Here is a 17,198-nt window from a genome sequence, read left to right on the forward strand (position 1 = left end):
ATCATCATCCTCTGGTCTGAATTTCCCCATCCGCGGGTGTGACGCCGCCGTGTGAAGCTGGTCGCAGGGCCTTGGGAGCGGTATCCGGGCATGTCACGCTTTGTCTTGTTCAGCTCCACGACCCGGGGACCTCTTCGAGGCCTCGAGGGAAGGACGGTCGACAAGGATGTCTGCCACCGAAAAGGATTCCGGCGAGCTCACCGCGCCGTACGGGACCGGCGCGGCGCCCCAGGCCACATCTGGGAAGAAGGTCCGCGTACATCACCTTCGCGACATGAAGGAGCGCGGCGAAGCCTGGCCGATGCTCACCGCCTACGACATGTACACCGCCGCACTGTTCGACGAAGTGGGCATTCCCGTGCTGCTCGTCGGGGATTCCGCGGCGAACAACGTCTTCGGCTACGACACTTCACTTCCGGTGACCGTGGACGAGTTGCTTCCGTTGGTCCGCGCGGTCACCCGATCGGTGAAGCGGGCCCTGGTCGTGGCCGATCTGCCGTTCGGTTCGTATCAGCTTTCACCGCAGCAGGCGCTGGAGACGTCCGTACGGTTCATGAAGGAAGGCCGCGCGCACGCGGTGAAACTCGAAGGCGGGCGGAAATTCGCTCCGCACGTCGAGGCGCTGACGTCGGCCGGTGTCCCCGTGATGGGACATATCGGATTCACGCCGCAGAGTGAACACAATCTGGGCGGCTACCGCGTCCAGGGGCGCGGCGAAGCGGCCGAAGCGCTGCTCGCCGACGCGCTCGCCCTGGAGGAGGCCGGCGCCTTCGCGGTCGTCATGGAGATGGTGCCCGCCGAAGCCGCGAAGCGGATCACGCACGAACTGAAGATTCCGACCGTCGGCATCGGCGCCGGGCCGGACTGCGACGCGCAGGTGCTCGTCTGGCAGGACATGGCCGGGCTGCGGCGCGGCAAGACCCCTCGCTTCGTGAAGAAGTACGCCGACCTCGCCGGCGTGCTGGCCGGGGCCGCGTCCGCGTTCGCGGAGGACGTCCGGCGAGGCGAGTTCCCGGCTCCGGAGCACTCGTTCCACGACTGACCCACCTCTGACCTGCGAAAAGAGAGCAAGGGACCTTTGCTACCACTCCCGACCGGGGAGCGTGGTAGCAAAGGTCCCTTGCTCCCCGCGCAGGTGTGAGGGCTACTCGCGCTCCGGCTCGTGATGGGCGATGTAGTCGCGAAACCAGCTGAGCGCGAACTGGAGCGAAGCGACGCCGTAGTCGAGCGTGGCGCGCTGATGGGCGGCGACATCGCCGAGTCCTTCGGGGATGTCCACGGTGTCGAGTCGTTCGTCGAGCCGCGTGAACCTGGCGAGGTCGCTTTCGACGCGAGCCTCGATGCGGCGGAGGACGGGCACACGTTCCGAAGGATCCATCAGGCCGAGGAAGTAGAGCCGGGGCAGCGCCGCGCTCTCCAGGTCCGATCCGCCCAGCTCGCCGGTCATCCAGCGGCGGAACTCTTGCCGACCGGCATCGGTCACCCGGTACATCTTCTTGCCACGGCCACCTTTCTCGGTGCTGGCGAGCTCGATGAGCCCTTCGGCGAGCAGCTTGTCGAGCGCGCGTTTGATGCTGCCGGAACTGGCGCTGTAGAAGAGCGTGACGCCGGACTCGAACCCTTTGACGAGGCCGTAATAGGTCTGCGGGGCGATCAACAGCAGCCCGAGGATGACATGCGCCATGCGGCGAGCCTAGTCGGTTGACTCTCTTAGATATGTCCAGTAGACCTGTCTAAGAGACTTATTCAGAGGGAGCCGACATGACACCTCCGCTCACGACGACTCCGGCGCCCGACAACACCGTCTCCCCCGACGTGGACACTCGGCTGACGCGCCTGGCGGAAAACCTCGTCACCCGGCGCCGGCTGCACCACGCCATCGCCGCGATCGAGACAGGCGACCGAAAGCTCCGCTGGTCAGCCGCTTGCTCCACGGCCGAATCGCCACATTCACGCAGCCCGTTCTTCATCGCGAGCATCACCAAGCGCTTCATCATCACGCTCGTACTGCAGGCGCACGAACGCGGCGAACTCGAACTGTCCGCACCGATCACCGGCTATCTTCCCGCCGAGTCGATCGCCGGCCTTCATGTCCTCCACGGCGTCGACCGGACGTCCGCGATCACCGTTCGCCACCTGGCGAGCCACACCTCCGGCTTGCCCGACTACTTCGAGAAGCGCCGCTCGGGTCCCAGCCTGAACGAACACCTCCGCACCGGGCGGGATCAGGGGTGGAGCTTCGAGGACGCGCTTCGGATCGTCCGGGAGCAGCAGCGCCCGCATTTCGTGCCGCAGGACCTGGCGGCCACCCGGCAGAAGGCCCGCTACTCCGACACCGGCTTCCAATTGCTCATCCGCATCGCGGAAGCGGCGACCGGGAAGTCCTTCGCCGATCTGCTGGCCGAGCGGATCACCACCCCGCTCGGCCTCGGCCACACCCGGCTTCCCGGTCCCGAGACCGCGGCACCCCTGCCACTCCACACCGGAGAGCGCCGTGTCGAACTGCCCTCGTTGATCGAGTCCAGCAACGATCTGATCAGCACCACCGACGATCTCCTGACCTTCCAGCGCGCCCTGCTCGCCGGCGAAGTCTTCGACAACACCCGAACGGTGGACCTCCTCACCGAGCGACGGAACAGGCTCCGCAACATCCCGATCCTTCGCTATGGACTCGGCACCATGTACTTCACCGTCGGCCGCCTCATGTCGCCTGGCCGGCGCCCGCTCACGCTCGTAGGCCACTCCGGCGTCACCGGAACATGGCTGTTCCACTGCCCGGAGCTCGATCTGCATCTGACCGGCACCGTCGACCACACCAGGGGCCAGGCCATTCCCTTCCGCCTCATGGCGCGGATGCTTCACATCTGGGAGGCCGGTGCGGAGTGACCATCCTTTAGTTGTTCACGTATATGAACTTCAATCATGTCCTTGACTCTCATTCGTAAAGAGGCTTAACGTCTAGCCCGTCGCCGCCACGACCGAGTTTCGATCCCTCGACGAGGAGGACCACGGATGCGTGTTCGTGAGCGGATTCTGGCCGTTGCGGCCGGTGCGGCCCTGCTGTCGACGCTGGCGGCGTACCCGGCACAGGCCGCGACGGTCCGCGTCGGGACTTCGGAGCAGCTCACGGCGGCGCTCGCTTCGGTCACTCCAGGAACCGTCATCGAACTCGCGGCCGACACGACTTTCACGGGCAACTTCAAGGCGGCGAAGAGCGGCACGTCCAGCAGCCGCATCACGCTGAAGGGTCCGCGAAGCGCCGTCATCAAGGCATCGGCCGGGCGCACGCTCGAACTGACCGGCAGCTACTGGAACCTGACCGGCTTCACTCTCACTGGTGGCCAGAAGGGCCTGATGGCGACAGGCGTCAAGAACACCGTCGTCGACGGCATCAAGGTCGCCGGCGTCGGCCACGAGGGCATCCATTTCCAGTACACGAGCACCGACAACGTCGTGAAGAACTCAGAGGTGACCGACACCGGCCGTGAGTACGCGGGCTACGGCGAAGGCATCTACTTCGGTTCCGCGAAGGGCAACTGGCCCGGCGGCACGCCCGACCGGAGCGACCGCAACAAGGCGCTGAACAACAAGATCGGCCCGAATGTGCGAGCCGAGTCGATCGACATCAAGGAAGGCACCACCGGCGGCGAACTGCGCGGCAACGTCTTCGACGGGACCGGGCAGAGCGGCGAGCACTTCGCCGACAGCTGGGTGGACATGAAGGGCAACAACTACGTGGTCGCGGACAACCGGGGCAGCAAGGTCTTCGTGCACGACGCGACCTACGGCGGCTTCGAGGTCCATGTCCAGCTCGACGGTTGGGGCCGCGGCAACACCTTCTCCGGCAACATCGCGGACGTGCAGTCCAGCTACGCGTACGGCTTCTATCTCGTGAAGGCCGCGACGGGCAACAAGGTCTGCGCGAGCAACAAGGTGACCGGTGCCGAGAAGGGATTCGCGAACGTGGCCGCCACGGCGGGCTGCTGACGCGATCGAAGACCGGGGGCCCGCTCAGCCCGGCGGCGGGGGCGGGCCCCCACCCTTCGGACACTCGCCGATTCGGGCAGAGTGTTCTTATGGATGACCTGTACCCGCCGATCCAGGTGCGCGCCGAGGGCATGCTCGACGTCGGCGACGGGCACCGGATCTACTGCCAGGAAGCCGGGAACCCGGACGGTAAACCCGTGGTCGTACTGCACGGAGGCCCTGGTAGCGGCATCTCCCCCATGGCCAGGCGGCATTTCGACCCCGAGGCCTACCGGATCATCCTGTTCGACCAGCGCGGCGCCGGCCGCAGCACCCCGCATATCGGCACGCCGGACGTCGACCTGTCGGCCAACACCCTCTGGCACCTCGTCGCGGACATGGAAAAGCTGCGCGAACGGCTGAATCTCGACCAGTGGCAGCTCTTCGGCGGCTCGTGGGGTGCGACCCTCGCCCTCGCCTATGCCGAAACCCACCCGAGCCGCGTCAGCGAGATCATCCTGCGCGGCGTGTTCACCGTCCGCCGTGGCGAACTCGACTGGATCTACAACGGCGGTGCCGCGAACCTCTTCCCCCGCGAGTGGGAAGACTTCCTCGCGCCGATCCCCGAAGACCGCCGCGACGACCCGCTGTCGGCGTACCGCGAGCTCGTCTATCACCCCGATCGGGCGATCCGGGAACGTGCGGCCATCGCCTGGAGCACTTGGGAAGGCGCGATCGTCTGCCTGCGCCCGGATCCCGCTTTCCACAACCAGTACGCGTCGCCGGAGTTCGCGGTCACGTTCGCCCGGCTGGCGCTGCACTACTTCTGCCATGGGGCGTGGCTTGAGGAAGGGCAGTTGATCCGGGAGGCCGGGAAGCTTTCGGGGATTCCTGGCGTGATCGTGCAGGGGCGGTACGACGCGGTGTGCCCGCCGGCGACGGCTTACGAGCTGCACCGGGCTTGGCCGGACTCGAAGCTGGACCTCGTTGAAGCTGCGGGGCACGCGGTGACGGATCCGGGGATGCTGGCGGCACTTCGGGCCGCGACGGATTCCTTCCGGCCGGCTTGACCAAGACCCCTGAGTTGAGTTCGCCCGCGCCTGCCAGGCAGCGAAACCTGGAACTCATGCGACCGTCACGGCACTGCAAAGGCCCCGCCAGCCCAGCTGGGCGGAGCCTTTCCTTCGCCCTCGTTATCTAGGTAATCGAGACAACATCCGCGCGAGTTCGTCTGGGAACTCCACCATGTGCGGTTCGGCGCAAAACCTCACAGCGCAGGCCGCTGAGACAAACTCCATCGCCGAATATTCTCCACTCGACAGCATCTTCGCAGACATTCCCAAAGGGACCACGAAGTTCGCTTGGGCCTCGTCTGTCATCGAATCAAGAAATTCGGTTTCTTCCGAGAAGACGAATTCCACGATTGAACCCAAAACCTCGACCAGATCGGAAATGTTCACTTGACGAGAGAGTTCACTCATGTCTTCGTATTCGGCAAATCCGAAACGGTTTATACGAAGATGCTGCCTGCTCACATCATTTCCCTCGGTAACTGATTCCCTGGCGATCCGGTCCGGACTGATAGACTAACGCGCATGATCTGGCAAGGGTGCCACGTTCAAGCCTATCACCCTCACCTCCACTCGAAATCTCTTAATCGGATGCCGGCACCACCTCAGCTTTGATGCGACACATGATCTCTGCGTATCCCGGATAGCAGCCCGCCGTCCTACGGCCGCATATTCCCGCATGAGGGAATCTTGCTCCCGAGAACTGGAGTGCGGGGAGACTGTCAGCGCAGGCCACAAGGTCGGCAGCCGCGAGAACCTTGCTGCACCAGCCCGGACGCCCGCACAGTGACCACACATCGCCGCCCCTGCTACACCCGCGGCACCAGAAACAAATTTCGACTTTCTACACCAGAGAGCCATTCTTCTGATTCATGAAACTCTACAAGCTGACGCATGCCATTTCGCAGACCTGAGTCAGTGACCCCAAGTTCCTCATTGAAGCTATTCACCGCGATAGGGTCGGAGCGCGTCAAGATCATCAGAACATTGCCACTATTGTCTTTCGGGATAGCGAGCATGTCCGAAGCCGCCTGCGCCACTCCTTTCCCAAGATCTTCAGCTGGAAAGCGCCGCAAAGCCGCGTGCGCCGATTGATAGGCGCCGTAATCTTCTTCAGCCCGAAAGGAAGCAACGATTGCTGCGACCCCAGCTGAACCTTCATTGCCAATCACTGAATCAGCCAGCTCGACGTACCGATTCCAGCGACGCTCAGCCTCATCTTGAGGAGTAACGTCGTCATCGTCTTGAACGAGGTCACCACACTCGACAATCTCAATTTTCCAGTCTGCGACCACCGGCTTATTCTCTCTTTCTGCACGACGACACTTAAGGATCAGCGGGGCAGCCGCGCATCCTTCCTCACTGAGGCGTCCACCCACCCAACGAAATTGGTCGAATCCCAGCCCTCATCATCGAGATCTCTGTCAAAACTTGAGATGGCCGGAATGCCGTCGAGATTGGCGGCGCGCCGATTGCTCGCACCCGGTCGATCGATAGTGACCATTAGGCCGTCGCCACCTTGTTCAGCTCCGTGAATCGAACTGCCTGGGTGATCGACTGCATCGAGTCGCCAGGTTGTTGGACGACGACTCGGACATGCGCACTTTGCTCCCGATGCGTCCTTGCCGCCACCGCAGTTGTGGGTGAGGACTGGTGTCTGACCTGCGACAACGAAGTACGTGTGGTCGCTGTCGACGGTCAGGTTGTAGACCCGCCGCACCTCAGACCACGACCGCGTCCCAGTAACCGTGACATCCCGATGATCACCGGTCTCCAACCGATGACCAGCCCTCAGATCAACAGCGTGAGACCACCGCTTCTCCGACTCCGCCCAGAACGGATGCTCATCCGTCGCCACCACAGACCCACGACCGGCCCCACTCGCGACACCGACCTCCACCAACGTCCGCTTACTCGCATACGAACGGGTATCCGTAAACTTGAATTCGGAAGATCACAAAAAAGTCACTAGTCAGCCTTGCCCTCAAACGAGCAGGACCAAGCAAAGAGGAACTCATCCAAAATTGCATGTTCCCACACAGCAGGCCAAGGTCAAACATCCCGTAATTAAGAAGTGCACGGCACGCCACCAGGGAGAACCATGCGAGCACCTGCGTCTTCCAAGTGCACCTCCGACCTTCGGGCGCCAGGGTTGTCGATAATCTACACTCGAATTCGTCCGACGATTCATTGTGTCACTGCTGACAGAAATTAATCACGCGGAGGAATCGATATCTTCTGCTGAAATCAGCTTAGCAGCGTCTTCGAGCACTTCATCCCACACTTCGATTCCCTCCGATTCGAAGCCCTCTCTCAACGCTTGGCGCACTTCACTGATAGGACGACCTTGACGGGACGACCGCACCTGCTCCAGGACTTTTCGGTAGTCGTGTAGGTAGTCTGCAACTTGCGACATCTTGTCGTCGTAGCCGCCTGCACCCGACATCGCCACGCTCCTATTCACCCAAACGGACCGATCCATCAGAAGTCCCTCCGGTAGATCCTCTCCAGGTACGGCATCGCCGCCGGACCGAAGATGTGCTCAGTCCTGTTGCTGACTTCGTCCGTGACGCGGGTCCGGATGTGCCCAGCTTCTTTCAACCGATCATAGTCGCACTGGCACATCTGGAAGATGAGAATCGACGGCCGTTCCCCGGTCTCGGTACGCGTCGCACCGAACGACGCTGCGGCGCTCAGTGTTTCACTATCAGTAGAGTTCACCTGGTAAGTGAACAAGCTTCCCGGCTGGTTCAAGAGGCCTCCATGGGCGTTCGCCCGCGCTGCCTGACCGCTCAGACCATTGGCGTCAATGTTGTCCGCGTGTGTTGATGTCGTCCCATGCACGAAGTCAAGCTTCTTGTCACAGTTGTGGGTGAGGACAGGTGTCCGACCTGCGACGACGTAGTACGTGTGGTCGGTGTCGACGGTCAGGTTGTAGACCCGCCGCACCTCAGACCACGACCGCGTCCCCGTGACCGTCGCATCTCGATGATCACCGGTCTCCAGCCGATGACCGGCCTTCAGATCACCAGCGTGAGACCACCGCTTCTCCGACTCCACCCAGAACGGATGCTCATCCGTCGCCACCACAGACCCACGACCGGCCCCACTCGCGACACCGACCTCCACCAACGTCCGCTTACTCGCATGCGAACGGGTATCCGTCACCACCCGAACCGCAGAACGCCCCGTCGTCGGATCCTTCGCCAGAACCTTGTCCCCGACCCTCACATCCTTGATCGGCTTACGAGACCCGTCACCCATCACCACCAGCGTGTTCGGATCAAAACTGTTGTTCGACACACAGCTCGTATCCGCGCCACCAGACGACTCGTCGTGATGCTTACCCCGACTCTTGTTCCGCCCAGCCAAACCACCCAAAGCAGACAGAATCTCATCAGGAGAAGCCCCCGGCTGAGCAACCTCCGACACCGCCGTCACAGTCTCCGCGACGTTCTGGACGACAGCCCCGTCCCCCACCACCTGCTTCTTGAAGAAGTCGAAAACCCGACCCGAATCCTGCACATCCGCCTTGAACGCCTGCACCACCCGAGCCGGCATCAACGGAGACGACGACACCAGATCCGTCCCCTTGAACACCGGCTTCAACGCAGCCTTCAACGTCGGAATCGGATTTCGCTTCGCCGTCCGCTCCGCAGCACCCCGCGCAGCAGCCGCAGCAGCCTTCTTCTTCGCCAAAATCGCCGCAGCACGCCGAGCCGCGGCTGCGGCGGCCGCCGCAGCCGCCTTACGGGCAGCCGCCACCGCCGAAGCCTTCCGAGCAGCAGCCGACGCGGCATCGTCGACACCCCGCCGAGCAGCACCGGCGACATCATCGCCATATCGACGGCCCAGACCGATCGCATCATCAGCGTGACGACCCGCCCGCCGGCCATTGCCGATGAAGTCGCCTGCCTTCCGCGCCCACTTGGCCGCGGTCGCGGCGTTCCCACCGAACGGGATCGCGCCGGCAGCCGACCACGCCGCGTTCTCCCAGTCACCTTCCACCGCGTAGATCGCGGCGTTGGCCAGGTCGGCGATCTCACCGATCCCGGGGATCATGCCCGCCACGTCCAGGGCGGTGTGCACGATGCCGCCCGCCTTGTCCCACAGATCACTGAACCAACCGTGACCATCGGGGTCGAAGTAGTTCAGCGGCGAACCCAAGACGTACGAGTAGCGATTCGCGCTGATCGACGGCGAGAACGGGAGCTCGATGCTGTCGCGCGAGGCGAAGGTGCCGGACCCCGGCTGATACCACCGGGCTCCCATGTTGACGTTCCCGTTGTCGGGATCCGTCCAGTCACCTTGGAAGCCGACGGTTCGCGAAGCACCGGTCGACGCGATCCGCTTGCCGTACGGGTCGTACGCCGTCGAGTCGACGACTCCACCCGCCGCGGGCGCCAAGGCACCGACGACGTCACCATGCCGGTCGGAAAGCGTGAGCCGGGAGTCGGTTCCCTGCGAAAGCGACACCAGTGAGCCATCGGGCCCGCGGCCGAAGCGCGAGACCCCGTCGCTGACAGCGTCCCGTTCCATCCCCGCGTAGGAGAACTTCTGTCCGCCTCGGGTCGCGAGCCGGTCGAAGTCGTCATACGTGTATTCGGTCGTGCCGAACTTGACCAGCCTGTCGAAGGCGTCGAAGGAGTACTTCTCCTCCATGCCGGACGACGTGCGTGAACTCAGCGAACCACGCGGCGAGTACGCGTACGTGTAATCGCCATCGGCGAGCACACGGTTCCGTTCGTCATAGGTGGCGTTCTTGTCACCCGCCTTGACGCGGTTGCCCGCGTCGTCCCAGCCGTACTCGGTCGCTTTGCCTGCCGGGTCGGTCCAGGAGAGCATCCGCCCCTGGTGGTCGTATGAGTAACTGTTCTGCCCGGAGCCGGCCAATCCCGCGGTCGTCTTCGTCTTGACCCGGTCGTTCGGGTCGTATGTGTAGGCGATGGACGAGAGAACCGTCCCGTTCGCTTCCTTCAGGACGTCGGACTTCGGCCGCGCGAGGTTGTCGTAGTCGTAGGTGCGGACACGCCCTGCGCCGTAATCGACCGTCTTGACCTTGCCGGCTTCGTTGTAGCCATAGGTGAGCACGCCACCGGTAGCACCGTCGGTGACGGTGTCCAGGCGCCCCTTGAGGTAGCCGTATCGGGTCGTGCCCGCGGCATCCGTCCGGGTGATGACCCGTCCGGCGGTGTCGTACTCGAAGGACGATGCGCCGGAACTACCGGTCGCGGTCAGCAGACCACCGCGATCGTTGTAGGTGTACGCGTTGCTCCCCGCCACCCGCAGACGACCGTCGGCGTCGTAGGTCCGTGTCTTGTCGGCGGTTTGCGTCTCGGCGCCCGAGCCGGTCTCCGTCACCATCCTGTTCAAGGCATCGAAGGTCCGATCACGGTTCACGTTCCCTGGCGCGGTCAGACGAGTCGCGTTGCCCGCCGCGTCATAGGACTGTGTCCATGTCCGGTCCGCAGCCGCGGGATGCGCGGCGGTGGACGGCTCGATCACCGATTCCGGCAGGTTCAGGCTGTTGTAGGTGAAGACGGTCTTGTTCGTCCGGCCGTCGGTGAATCTGGTGCGGTTCCCGGCGGCGTCATAGCCGAACGACGTCGTGATCGTCTTACCGTCCGCGACCGGCTCGACTTGGCTGGACAGCCGGTTCGCCGAGTCGTAGGAGAAGGTCGTGACGCGTTTCTCCCAGTCCTCTGCCGTCTTCACATTTCCGGCCGGGTCGTAGGTGAACTTGCGCTCCCGCAGTACCGGCTGCGAGCCCGTCCACTGTCCATCGACATCGAACTCGGAGACTTTGCGGCCCGCCAAGTCGTAGTTGAGCCGCTTCGTGACGCCCGCGCCATCACTGGCCCGGACGAGACGTCCCTGCCGGTCGTAGCCACGCTGGGTGGTGACCCCGGCCGGATCGACCGCGGTGATCAGCTGATTCAGCTTGTCGTAGGTGCTCAGGATCTTCTCGCCGGCCGGGTTCTCGACTGAAATGACGTTGCCCGCGTCATCGTGCCGGTACCGCGTGGTGTGCGAAGTCGGGTTGGGGAACCGCTCCACCGCGGTCGATGTCACCTTGCGACCCAGTTCGTCATAGGTCGCTTCGACACGGGCGCCTGTCGGCGAAGTCGCGGACAGAGGCAGACCGGTCATCGTGTACGAGTACTTCCAGACCCCCGCGGCCGTGCCGCCGTCCTGCGGGTCGTGCCGTTCCAGCAGCCTGCCGAGCTGGTCGTATCGGAGCTCGGTCGCGTGCTGACGCGCGTCGATCTGCTTGATCACCCGCCCCATAGCGTCGTAACGGATCTCCTTGGTCGGTGTGATCGGCGCCGTGGCACCGGGTGGCGTGTACGACGGCATACTCGCCTTCACGAGCTGCCCGAGCTTGTCGTACTCCGCCGTGGTGACCCGGCCGAGCGGATCCTTCGTATGCGTGACCGAGCCGAAGGTGTCGTATCCGGTGACCATCGTCGCCCGGGTGTCGGCCGGCGCACCGCCGTTCGACTCGGTGCGGACTCGCGGCCCGGTGGCCTGGATGGGCCTGGCCAGTTCGTCGTACTTCATCGTCGTGGTGTAGTCGGGCAACGACGGGTTCCCGCGGGGATCCGTCACCGCCGTCGGCATGCCACGCTCGTCGTAGGCCCACTGGGTGACCAGCCGTTCCAGACCATTGTGGACGGTTTGCTTGATCCGCTGGCCGGAGGCGTTGTATTCGAATTCGGTGACCTCGGCGGTGTTCACCTGCCCGCCACCGGCGTTCGAGGGGTTGCCGGACTTCTCGGTGCGGATCACGTTGCCGCTGCGGTCGTAGGTCAGCCTCGTGCTGCGGTCGAGCCTGCCGGGATCTTCCCTGGTCTGGATGAGCCTGCTCACGACGTCGTACTCGTAGGTCGTGGTCCGGTTGCCCGCGGTGGTCTGCTTGGTCAGGTTCCCGGCACCGTCGTAGCTGTTGTTCTCCAGCACGAGGTCGCGAACGTATCCGGTGACCGGATCCTTGTAGCCCTCCGCCACGACCTGGGCGACGAGATCGTTGGCGTAGTAGTTGTTCCGTGTCGTGCGGCCCATCGCGTCGACGTGCAGAATCTGCCGCCCGGACTCGTCGTACCGGAAGGACTCGAGCACCGTCGGCTTCGAGTTCGCCGGATCGGTGTCGCCCTCACCGTCACCGGGGCGACCGTCGCCCCCGGCCGGGTCGACCACGCCACCGTGCCAATCGTGCAGCCGTACTTCGGCGACCTCGTTGCGAGCCGTGTAGGCGTAGGACCGCTTCACCCCACTGGCATCGATCTCGAACATCCGGTTGCCGAAGACGTCGAAGCCGTATCGCGTCTCTTTGCCCTCGGGGTTGACGAGGTTCACGAGACGCCCGTGGTCGTCGTACTCGCGCGCGGTGACCCGGGCCGGGTCGCCACCGAGGACGTCGGTGGTCTCCTCCCGCTTGACGTTGCCGTCCTCGTCGTAGGCGGTGACAGTCCGGGCCTGGTGCTTGACACCGGTGACGCTGTTCGTGGTCGCGGGTCCCGTCTCCGCGATCACTCTCGAAAGCGCGTCGTACTCATAGGTGGTCTTGATGCCGTCAGGGAACGCGTCCACGTAGATCGTGGATGACGTCCGCCTCCCTCCGACGTCGTAAACGAAGCGCGTGCGCATACCGGACTGCTGATGGATCTCGCCGAGATCGCCTGACTTGTAATACCGGTAGTTGGTGTTTTCACCCGTGGCGCCGACGGTGTTCAGGAGCAGGTCCGCGGGGACGGGCGACTGCGCGTCGTCGAGCGACTGCTCGGTGCCTGTCGTGTAAGTGTGCGTGACCTTCCCACCGTCGGGCATCTCCTGCGTGAGGAGGTCGCCCTTCGCGTTATAGGAGTACGTCGTCAGGTACCGGTTGTCGCTCGCGTTCGTCGACCTGCCGTCCCGGCTCCACAAGACCTTGTCGTTGACGGGATCGAGCGGGTTCGTGGAGTTGAGGTAATAGCCGAAGTACTCGGTCTGGCACTGCCCGACCATCAAGCAGGTCTGCTTGCTGATCACGTTGCCGCGTTGGTCGAAGCCGAGTGTGACCTTGTTGAGGTTCTCGGAGACGATGGTGTTCTGGTTGCCTTCGTCGTCGTAGTCGTAGGTCCGGATCCCGTAGCCGACCTCGCCGGCGGGCTGGCCGGTCTGATCCTCCGGGCGTACGCCGAGCCCCAGCGGAGTGACCGTCCGCAGGATCCGGCCACGGACCGGGTCGTAGTCGAAGGTGTGGTTGCGGTTCGCCGGGTCGGCGAACTGGACGGTGCGAATCAGGTTGCTTTCTTCACCGGTGACCACCGGGACGCCCAGCCGCCACTTCCCGCCGTTGCGGTCGGTGTAGGTCTTGACCCGCTCACTGACCGTGTCGTACTCCACCTCCGCGGCGATCCTGCCACTGGGCAGGACGATCTTGCTCAGCCCATCCGAAGGCTGAGCGGCCTGGAAATGTTCACGCACCGCGTTGTCCCCGAGGGGTTTCGTGAACAGCGCGACTTCGTCGATCGCCCCGGCGAAGTAGCCATGATCGTTAGCGGGCTTGGCGGGCCAGTTACCCGAGACGAAACCCGCTCCCACGTATGCCTTGGTCTGGTTGCCGTGGTCGATCACCCCCTGCTTCGACGCGACCTGGACGCCGTCCAGGTAGAGCCACTGGGTCGCCAGCGAGCCGGAAAGCACTACGTGGTGCCACTTGTTGTCGTTGACCACGCCCGGGGTGACCATCGGAGCGGTCGTACCGTCGGCGAACTGACCATGGAGTTTGCCGTTCGTGCCGACGTACAGCGCCGGTGTGTAGGCGTTCTGGACCGTCCCGGCGAGATCGTTCTGCTGATAGCCGAGCAGCACGCCGGAACCGCTGGTCTTGAACCACAGTTCGACCGCGAGGTCCCTGCTCTTCTTGACGGCACCGTCCGGCAACTGGATCGACGAAGACGAACCGTTGAACGTCGCGGCGCTGTCCGCCGACCCCGGGACCGCGCCCGGTGCCCCGAGTACGACGTTCCGGTACTTGCCGTTGTCCTTGCCCCGGTTGAGCGCGACCTGGCTGACCGCGACATCCCCGGTCTGATCACCGAGCCGCCAGTACCCGTCCGGCGTCGTGTCGTTGACGACCGTGCGGAAGCGGGACTGATCGACATAGTCGTAACGAGTACTGTTCCCCATCGGGTCTTCGACCCGCCGCAGCCGATTTCCTTCGTAGAAGTACTTCCACTGCCGGATCTGTCCGTTGACCTCGGTGGCGAACACATTGCTGACCTTGCGATCCTGGATCTGGAAGACGATCTGGCGCTTGCTGGCGATGTCCAGCGCACGAACAGGGTTCTCCCCTTCCCAGAACAGGAGCACGCCACGTCCGACGCCGTCTGTGTATCCGGTGAGCTTGCCCGCCGCGTCGAACCGGTACGTGGTCGCCGACTTGTCGGTCAGGGTCCACCCACCCTCCGGGACGGACTTGAACGCGGCGAATCGGCCTTGCGGTGGCGCATAGGTGCCGTCCGGGTTGAGCCCGAACCGCATCTGCTGGCCGTCGGGATAGGTGACGAGGACGTTCCCCACGTAGTCCCGGACCACCCGCATGTCGTACTTCGTCGCCCAACCGGTGCCGAACCAGTGGTCGCGGCGAGGGTCCAGCGTGTTGTAGGTCCGGATGACACTGAGATCGGGGCCCGCGGTGGGGATCTGGACGTCGACCGCGCTGGAGTAGTAGTTGCCGACCATCGGGTCGAAGTCACGATCGGAGCCGCTGTGCGGCGTCATGGCCATATGCGAGGTGATCGCGGGCTGCGGAACAGCGCTCAAGATGGCGCTGAAGGGCAACGCTTCGCTCTCGCTGTTGCCGTCGAACGCGAACGAGCGCCAGAGATAGATCTTGTTCCAGAACAGCTTCTTGTCCGGGACGGTCCAAGTAGGACTCGTCTGATGCGCTGAACTGAAGCAGTTGACCGGGTTGTCGTCCGCGCCCTTCTCACACACCTCGAACCGGTACTTCAGGGTGCTGCCGGCGGGTGGGTCGACGTCGATCCCGTTCGCCCACAACTGCGGCGTCAGTGTCTGAACAGAGGCGCCGTTGGGCGGGTACTGCTGTTTGATGAACGGCGGCACGTCGTACACGTCGAGCCCGATCCGCGCCGGCGCGACCTGATGATCGGTGAAGTAGTCGCCCGGTTTGCGCAGCATGCTGAAGTCGAGCAGGTAGCTACCGACACCGATGGCTTTGATCTCGGCGTCGAGTGTGACGGACGCGCCTCTCGCCACATCACCGGGAAGCTCCGCGGCCACGTGAGAATCGCGCAGCGTCCCACTTCGGTCATAAGCGCGGTAGCCCAGCGCGAAGTCGTTGCGCGACCACGCTTGCGCCCCGCGGTTGGTCACGGTGATCTTGACCTTGCCAGGAGTGGCCCGGGTGACCGGGGGTTCCGGGGTGGCACGGTCGATGCGGTAATCGGCGTTGTACGGCGAATGCGTCACGTACAGCCGCGGCGGGTTGGCCGTTCCGAACCCGGTGAAGCGCTTCCATGCCGCGGGGTCGGTCGGCGCCTGAAGCGCGAGACCGTGGTTGGGCGAGCCGCTCGCCCACTGCTGGACGAGGTCACGGCCTCCGACGCCGAGGTCGATCAGCTCGTGCGCCGTCGGGCAGTTGGATCGGGTCGCCAAAGGCGCCATGTACCCGTGCGAGAAGACTCCTCCGCCGAGCGCCGCGCCGGTCGGAGGTGTCCCTGAAGAACCCCAGTCCGCGGTAACGGGGTGCACCGACATCGGGCGAGGCGTACAGGAACCGGACCAGAAGTTGGTGACCTGCAGCTGGGCGCCGAAGATCCGGTTGTCCTTCAGGTCGCCGCCGATCCCGCCGAACCTCAGGAAGCTCGATGCGGTCTTGCCCCCGCTGCGGCCGATACGCAGCTCGTGGTGGTTCGTGTAGCGCGCACCGTTCTCGACCACCATGTTGCCGGTGCTGACCGACTCCTTGACCACGGTCGGATCCACCCGCACTGGGTAGACCCGGGCCGGGTCGCGCAGCCATCCGGAATCGAGCTCCACCCGGAGGACCTGCTTACCGTCACGGTTTCCGAGCCGGTAGGTGAGGCCGTGGGAGGTGGCGGGCTCACCGGTTTCCTGCCGACTGGAGTCGATCATGTAGCCGGCCGGCACGCGCAGGACGACCGCACCCGCTTGGTCTGCGAAGACGATCTGACCGTCGGCGATCTTCGCCTCGAGCCCCTTCAAGTCGAGGGCGAACTCCCATGCATGAGGCGCGTCGGGGCTCTTGAGTACGAACCATTCCTTGGCCGCACCCGCGGTGAACTCGACCCGCATGTCGGCGTTCGGCAGCACGTCGGGGTAGCCGACCGCGTTGCCTTCCGCGCGTCCGGCTACCGCCCGCGCGCCGAGCAGGGTGAATGCGACCTCGTGCCCCGAGGCATCACTGACCCGCATCGAGCCGCTCGTCTGGCCCATGTGGACCTGGAGTTCGTCGCCCGCTTTGCGCCATCCACCCGCTTGATCGGGAACCGCGGTGGTGTCGACGGGGCCGTAGCCACCGCCGGGCAGCGGAAAGTTCAACGGGTCCTGGCCGTACACGGTGGTCTGCGTACCGTCGGGATTGGCGTAGACACTGCTGTACGTGGTGCGCTGCTGAGGCAGTTCCTTACTGGCTTGTGCGTCGAAACCACGGACCTGGGGGGCGGGCGGCGGTACGGCCTTCGCACTGCTGCGCTTGTCCGCGGCGGGCTCGGGGAAGGTCAGCGGCGGATACTTCGACTGAAGTGAAACGGCCGTCGCCCTGTTGACCGCAGGCGCTGCCGGGCTGTCGGTTGTGGGCCGGTCCGGAACACCCTCGGCGGATCCCGATTGCTGTTTCGGTGCGTCCGCCGCGGCGGCGGCCCCTGCTTCGTCCGACGACGGGAAACGCTGCGAAGCCGCCGGCCCCAGCGTCGCGACCAAGGCGACGATCAGCAGCAACGCGAGAGTCACCCGAAGTCTTGCGCGCAGGACAGGTCTACGACGGATCCGCTTCATGACTTCCCCCCTTGGGATGCCCACCCAGGACAGCCCTCGGCTCCTTCAGATCAGGTCGGCGAGTCGATATTGCTGGCCCCCGAGAAGTCCGGCAAGACCTTTTGTCGATTTTGGGCCGAATGGCCGTGCCTGAATGAA

General features: G+C 64.3%; 10 protein-coding genes. 4 read left to right on the top strand and 6 right to left on the bottom strand.

Annotation, left to right across the window (positions count from 1 at the left end):
• Positions 1-166 precede the first annotated feature (166 nt).
• Positions 167-1,042 carry a 3-methyl-2-oxobutanoate hydroxymethyltransferase gene (gene panB, locus DMC61_RS39545; RefSeq protein ID WP_063276161.1) on the top strand — a complete coding sequence of 292 codons (876 nt, stop codon included), beginning with the start codon at positions 167-169 and terminating at the stop codon, positions 1,040-1,042.
• A gap of 102 nt (positions 1,043-1,144) precedes the next feature.
• On the opposite strand, the gene DMC61_RS39550 is transcribed toward panB, so the two are convergent.
• Positions 1,145-1,684 (bottom strand): PadR family transcriptional regulator, encoded by a 540-nt coding sequence (locus DMC61_RS39550; RefSeq protein WP_125695554.1) that lies wholly within the window; start codon positions 1,682-1,684, stop codon positions 1,145-1,147.
• A 77-nt stretch (positions 1,685-1,761) separates the two neighbouring features.
• On the opposite strand from DMC61_RS39550, the gene DMC61_RS39555 reads away from it, so the two are divergent.
• The 3 genes from DMC61_RS39555 (at position 1,762) to pip (ending at position 5,036) form a co-directional block, all read left to right on the top strand.
• Positions 1,762-2,886 (top strand): serine hydrolase, encoded by a 1,125-nt coding sequence (locus DMC61_RS39555; RefSeq protein WP_125695555.1) that lies wholly within the window; start codon positions 1,762-1,764, stop codon positions 2,884-2,886.
• Positions 2,887-3,012: 126 nt separating this feature from the next.
• Positions 3,013-3,987, top strand: a complete 975-nt coding sequence (locus tag DMC61_RS39560; protein WP_125695556.1) for a right-handed parallel beta-helix repeat-containing protein — start codon at positions 3,013-3,015, stop codon at positions 3,985-3,987.
• A gap of 89 nt (positions 3,988-4,076) precedes the next feature.
• Entirely contained in the window at positions 4,077-5,036 is a 960-nt protein-coding gene (gene pip, locus DMC61_RS39565; protein WP_125695557.1) for a prolyl aminopeptidase, read from the top strand.
• Positions 5,037-5,159: 123 nt separating this feature from the next.
• Here the strand turns inward: pip and DMC61_RS39570 are convergent, their stop codons facing one another.
• The 5 genes from DMC61_RS39570 to DMC61_RS39590 form a co-directional block, all read right to left on the bottom strand.
• Positions 5,160-5,501, bottom strand: a complete 342-nt coding sequence (locus DMC61_RS39570; protein WP_125695558.1) for a hypothetical protein — start codon at positions 5,499-5,501, stop codon at positions 5,160-5,162.
• Positions 5,502-5,845: 344 nt separating this feature from the next.
• Positions 5,846-6,331: a hypothetical protein gene (locus tag DMC61_RS39575; RefSeq protein WP_125695559.1), complete on the bottom strand. Its 486-nt coding sequence runs from the start codon at positions 6,329-6,331 to the stop codon at positions 5,846-5,848.
• A 38-nt stretch (positions 6,332-6,369) separates the two neighbouring features.
• Complete coding sequence (locus DMC61_RS42180; RefSeq protein ID WP_158634168.1) at positions 6,370-6,936, bottom strand: polymorphic toxin-type HINT domain-containing protein; 567 nt, start codon at positions 6,934-6,936, stop codon at positions 6,370-6,372.
• 315 nt (positions 6,937-7,251) lie between these two features.
• Entirely contained in the window at positions 7,252-7,482 is a 231-nt protein-coding gene (locus DMC61_RS39585; protein WP_125695561.1) for a hypothetical protein, read from the bottom strand.
• Positions 7,483-7,517: 35 nt separating this feature from the next.
• Entirely contained in the window at positions 7,518-17,015 is a 9,498-nt protein-coding gene (locus DMC61_RS39590; RefSeq protein ID WP_158634169.1) for a polymorphic toxin-type HINT domain-containing protein, read from the bottom strand.
• Positions 17,016-17,198: the final 183 nt, after the last annotated feature.

The sequence above is a fragment of the Amycolatopsis sp. WAC 04169 genome (assembly GCF_003947535.1).
Classification (GTDB): Bacteria; Actinomycetota; Actinomycetes; order Mycobacteriales; family Pseudonocardiaceae; genus Amycolatopsis; species Amycolatopsis keratiniphila.

Bases quoted from the DNA above. Each gene is read 5' to 3' on its own strand.
- panB (WP_063276161.1), top strand. From the start codon at position 167: ATGTCTGCCACCGAAAAGGATTCCGGCGAGCTCACCGCGCCGTACGGG.
- DMC61_RS39560 (WP_125695556.1), top strand. From the start codon at position 3,013: ATGCGTGTTCGTGAGCGGATTCTGGCCGTTGCGGCCGGTGCGGCCCTG.
- DMC61_RS39550 (WP_125695554.1), bottom strand. From the start codon at position 1,684: ATGGCGCATGTCATCCTCGGGCTGCTGTTGATCGCCCCGCAGACCTAT.
- DMC61_RS39585 (WP_125695561.1), bottom strand. From the start codon at position 7,482: ATGTCGGGTGCAGGCGGCTACGACGACAAGATGTCGCAAGTTGCAGAC.
- pip (WP_125695557.1), top strand. From the start codon at position 4,077: ATGGATGACCTGTACCCGCCGATCCAGGTGCGCGCCGAGGGCATGCTC.
- DMC61_RS39555 (WP_125695555.1), top strand. From the start codon at position 1,762: ATGACACCTCCGCTCACGACGACTCCGGCGCCCGACAACACCGTCTCC.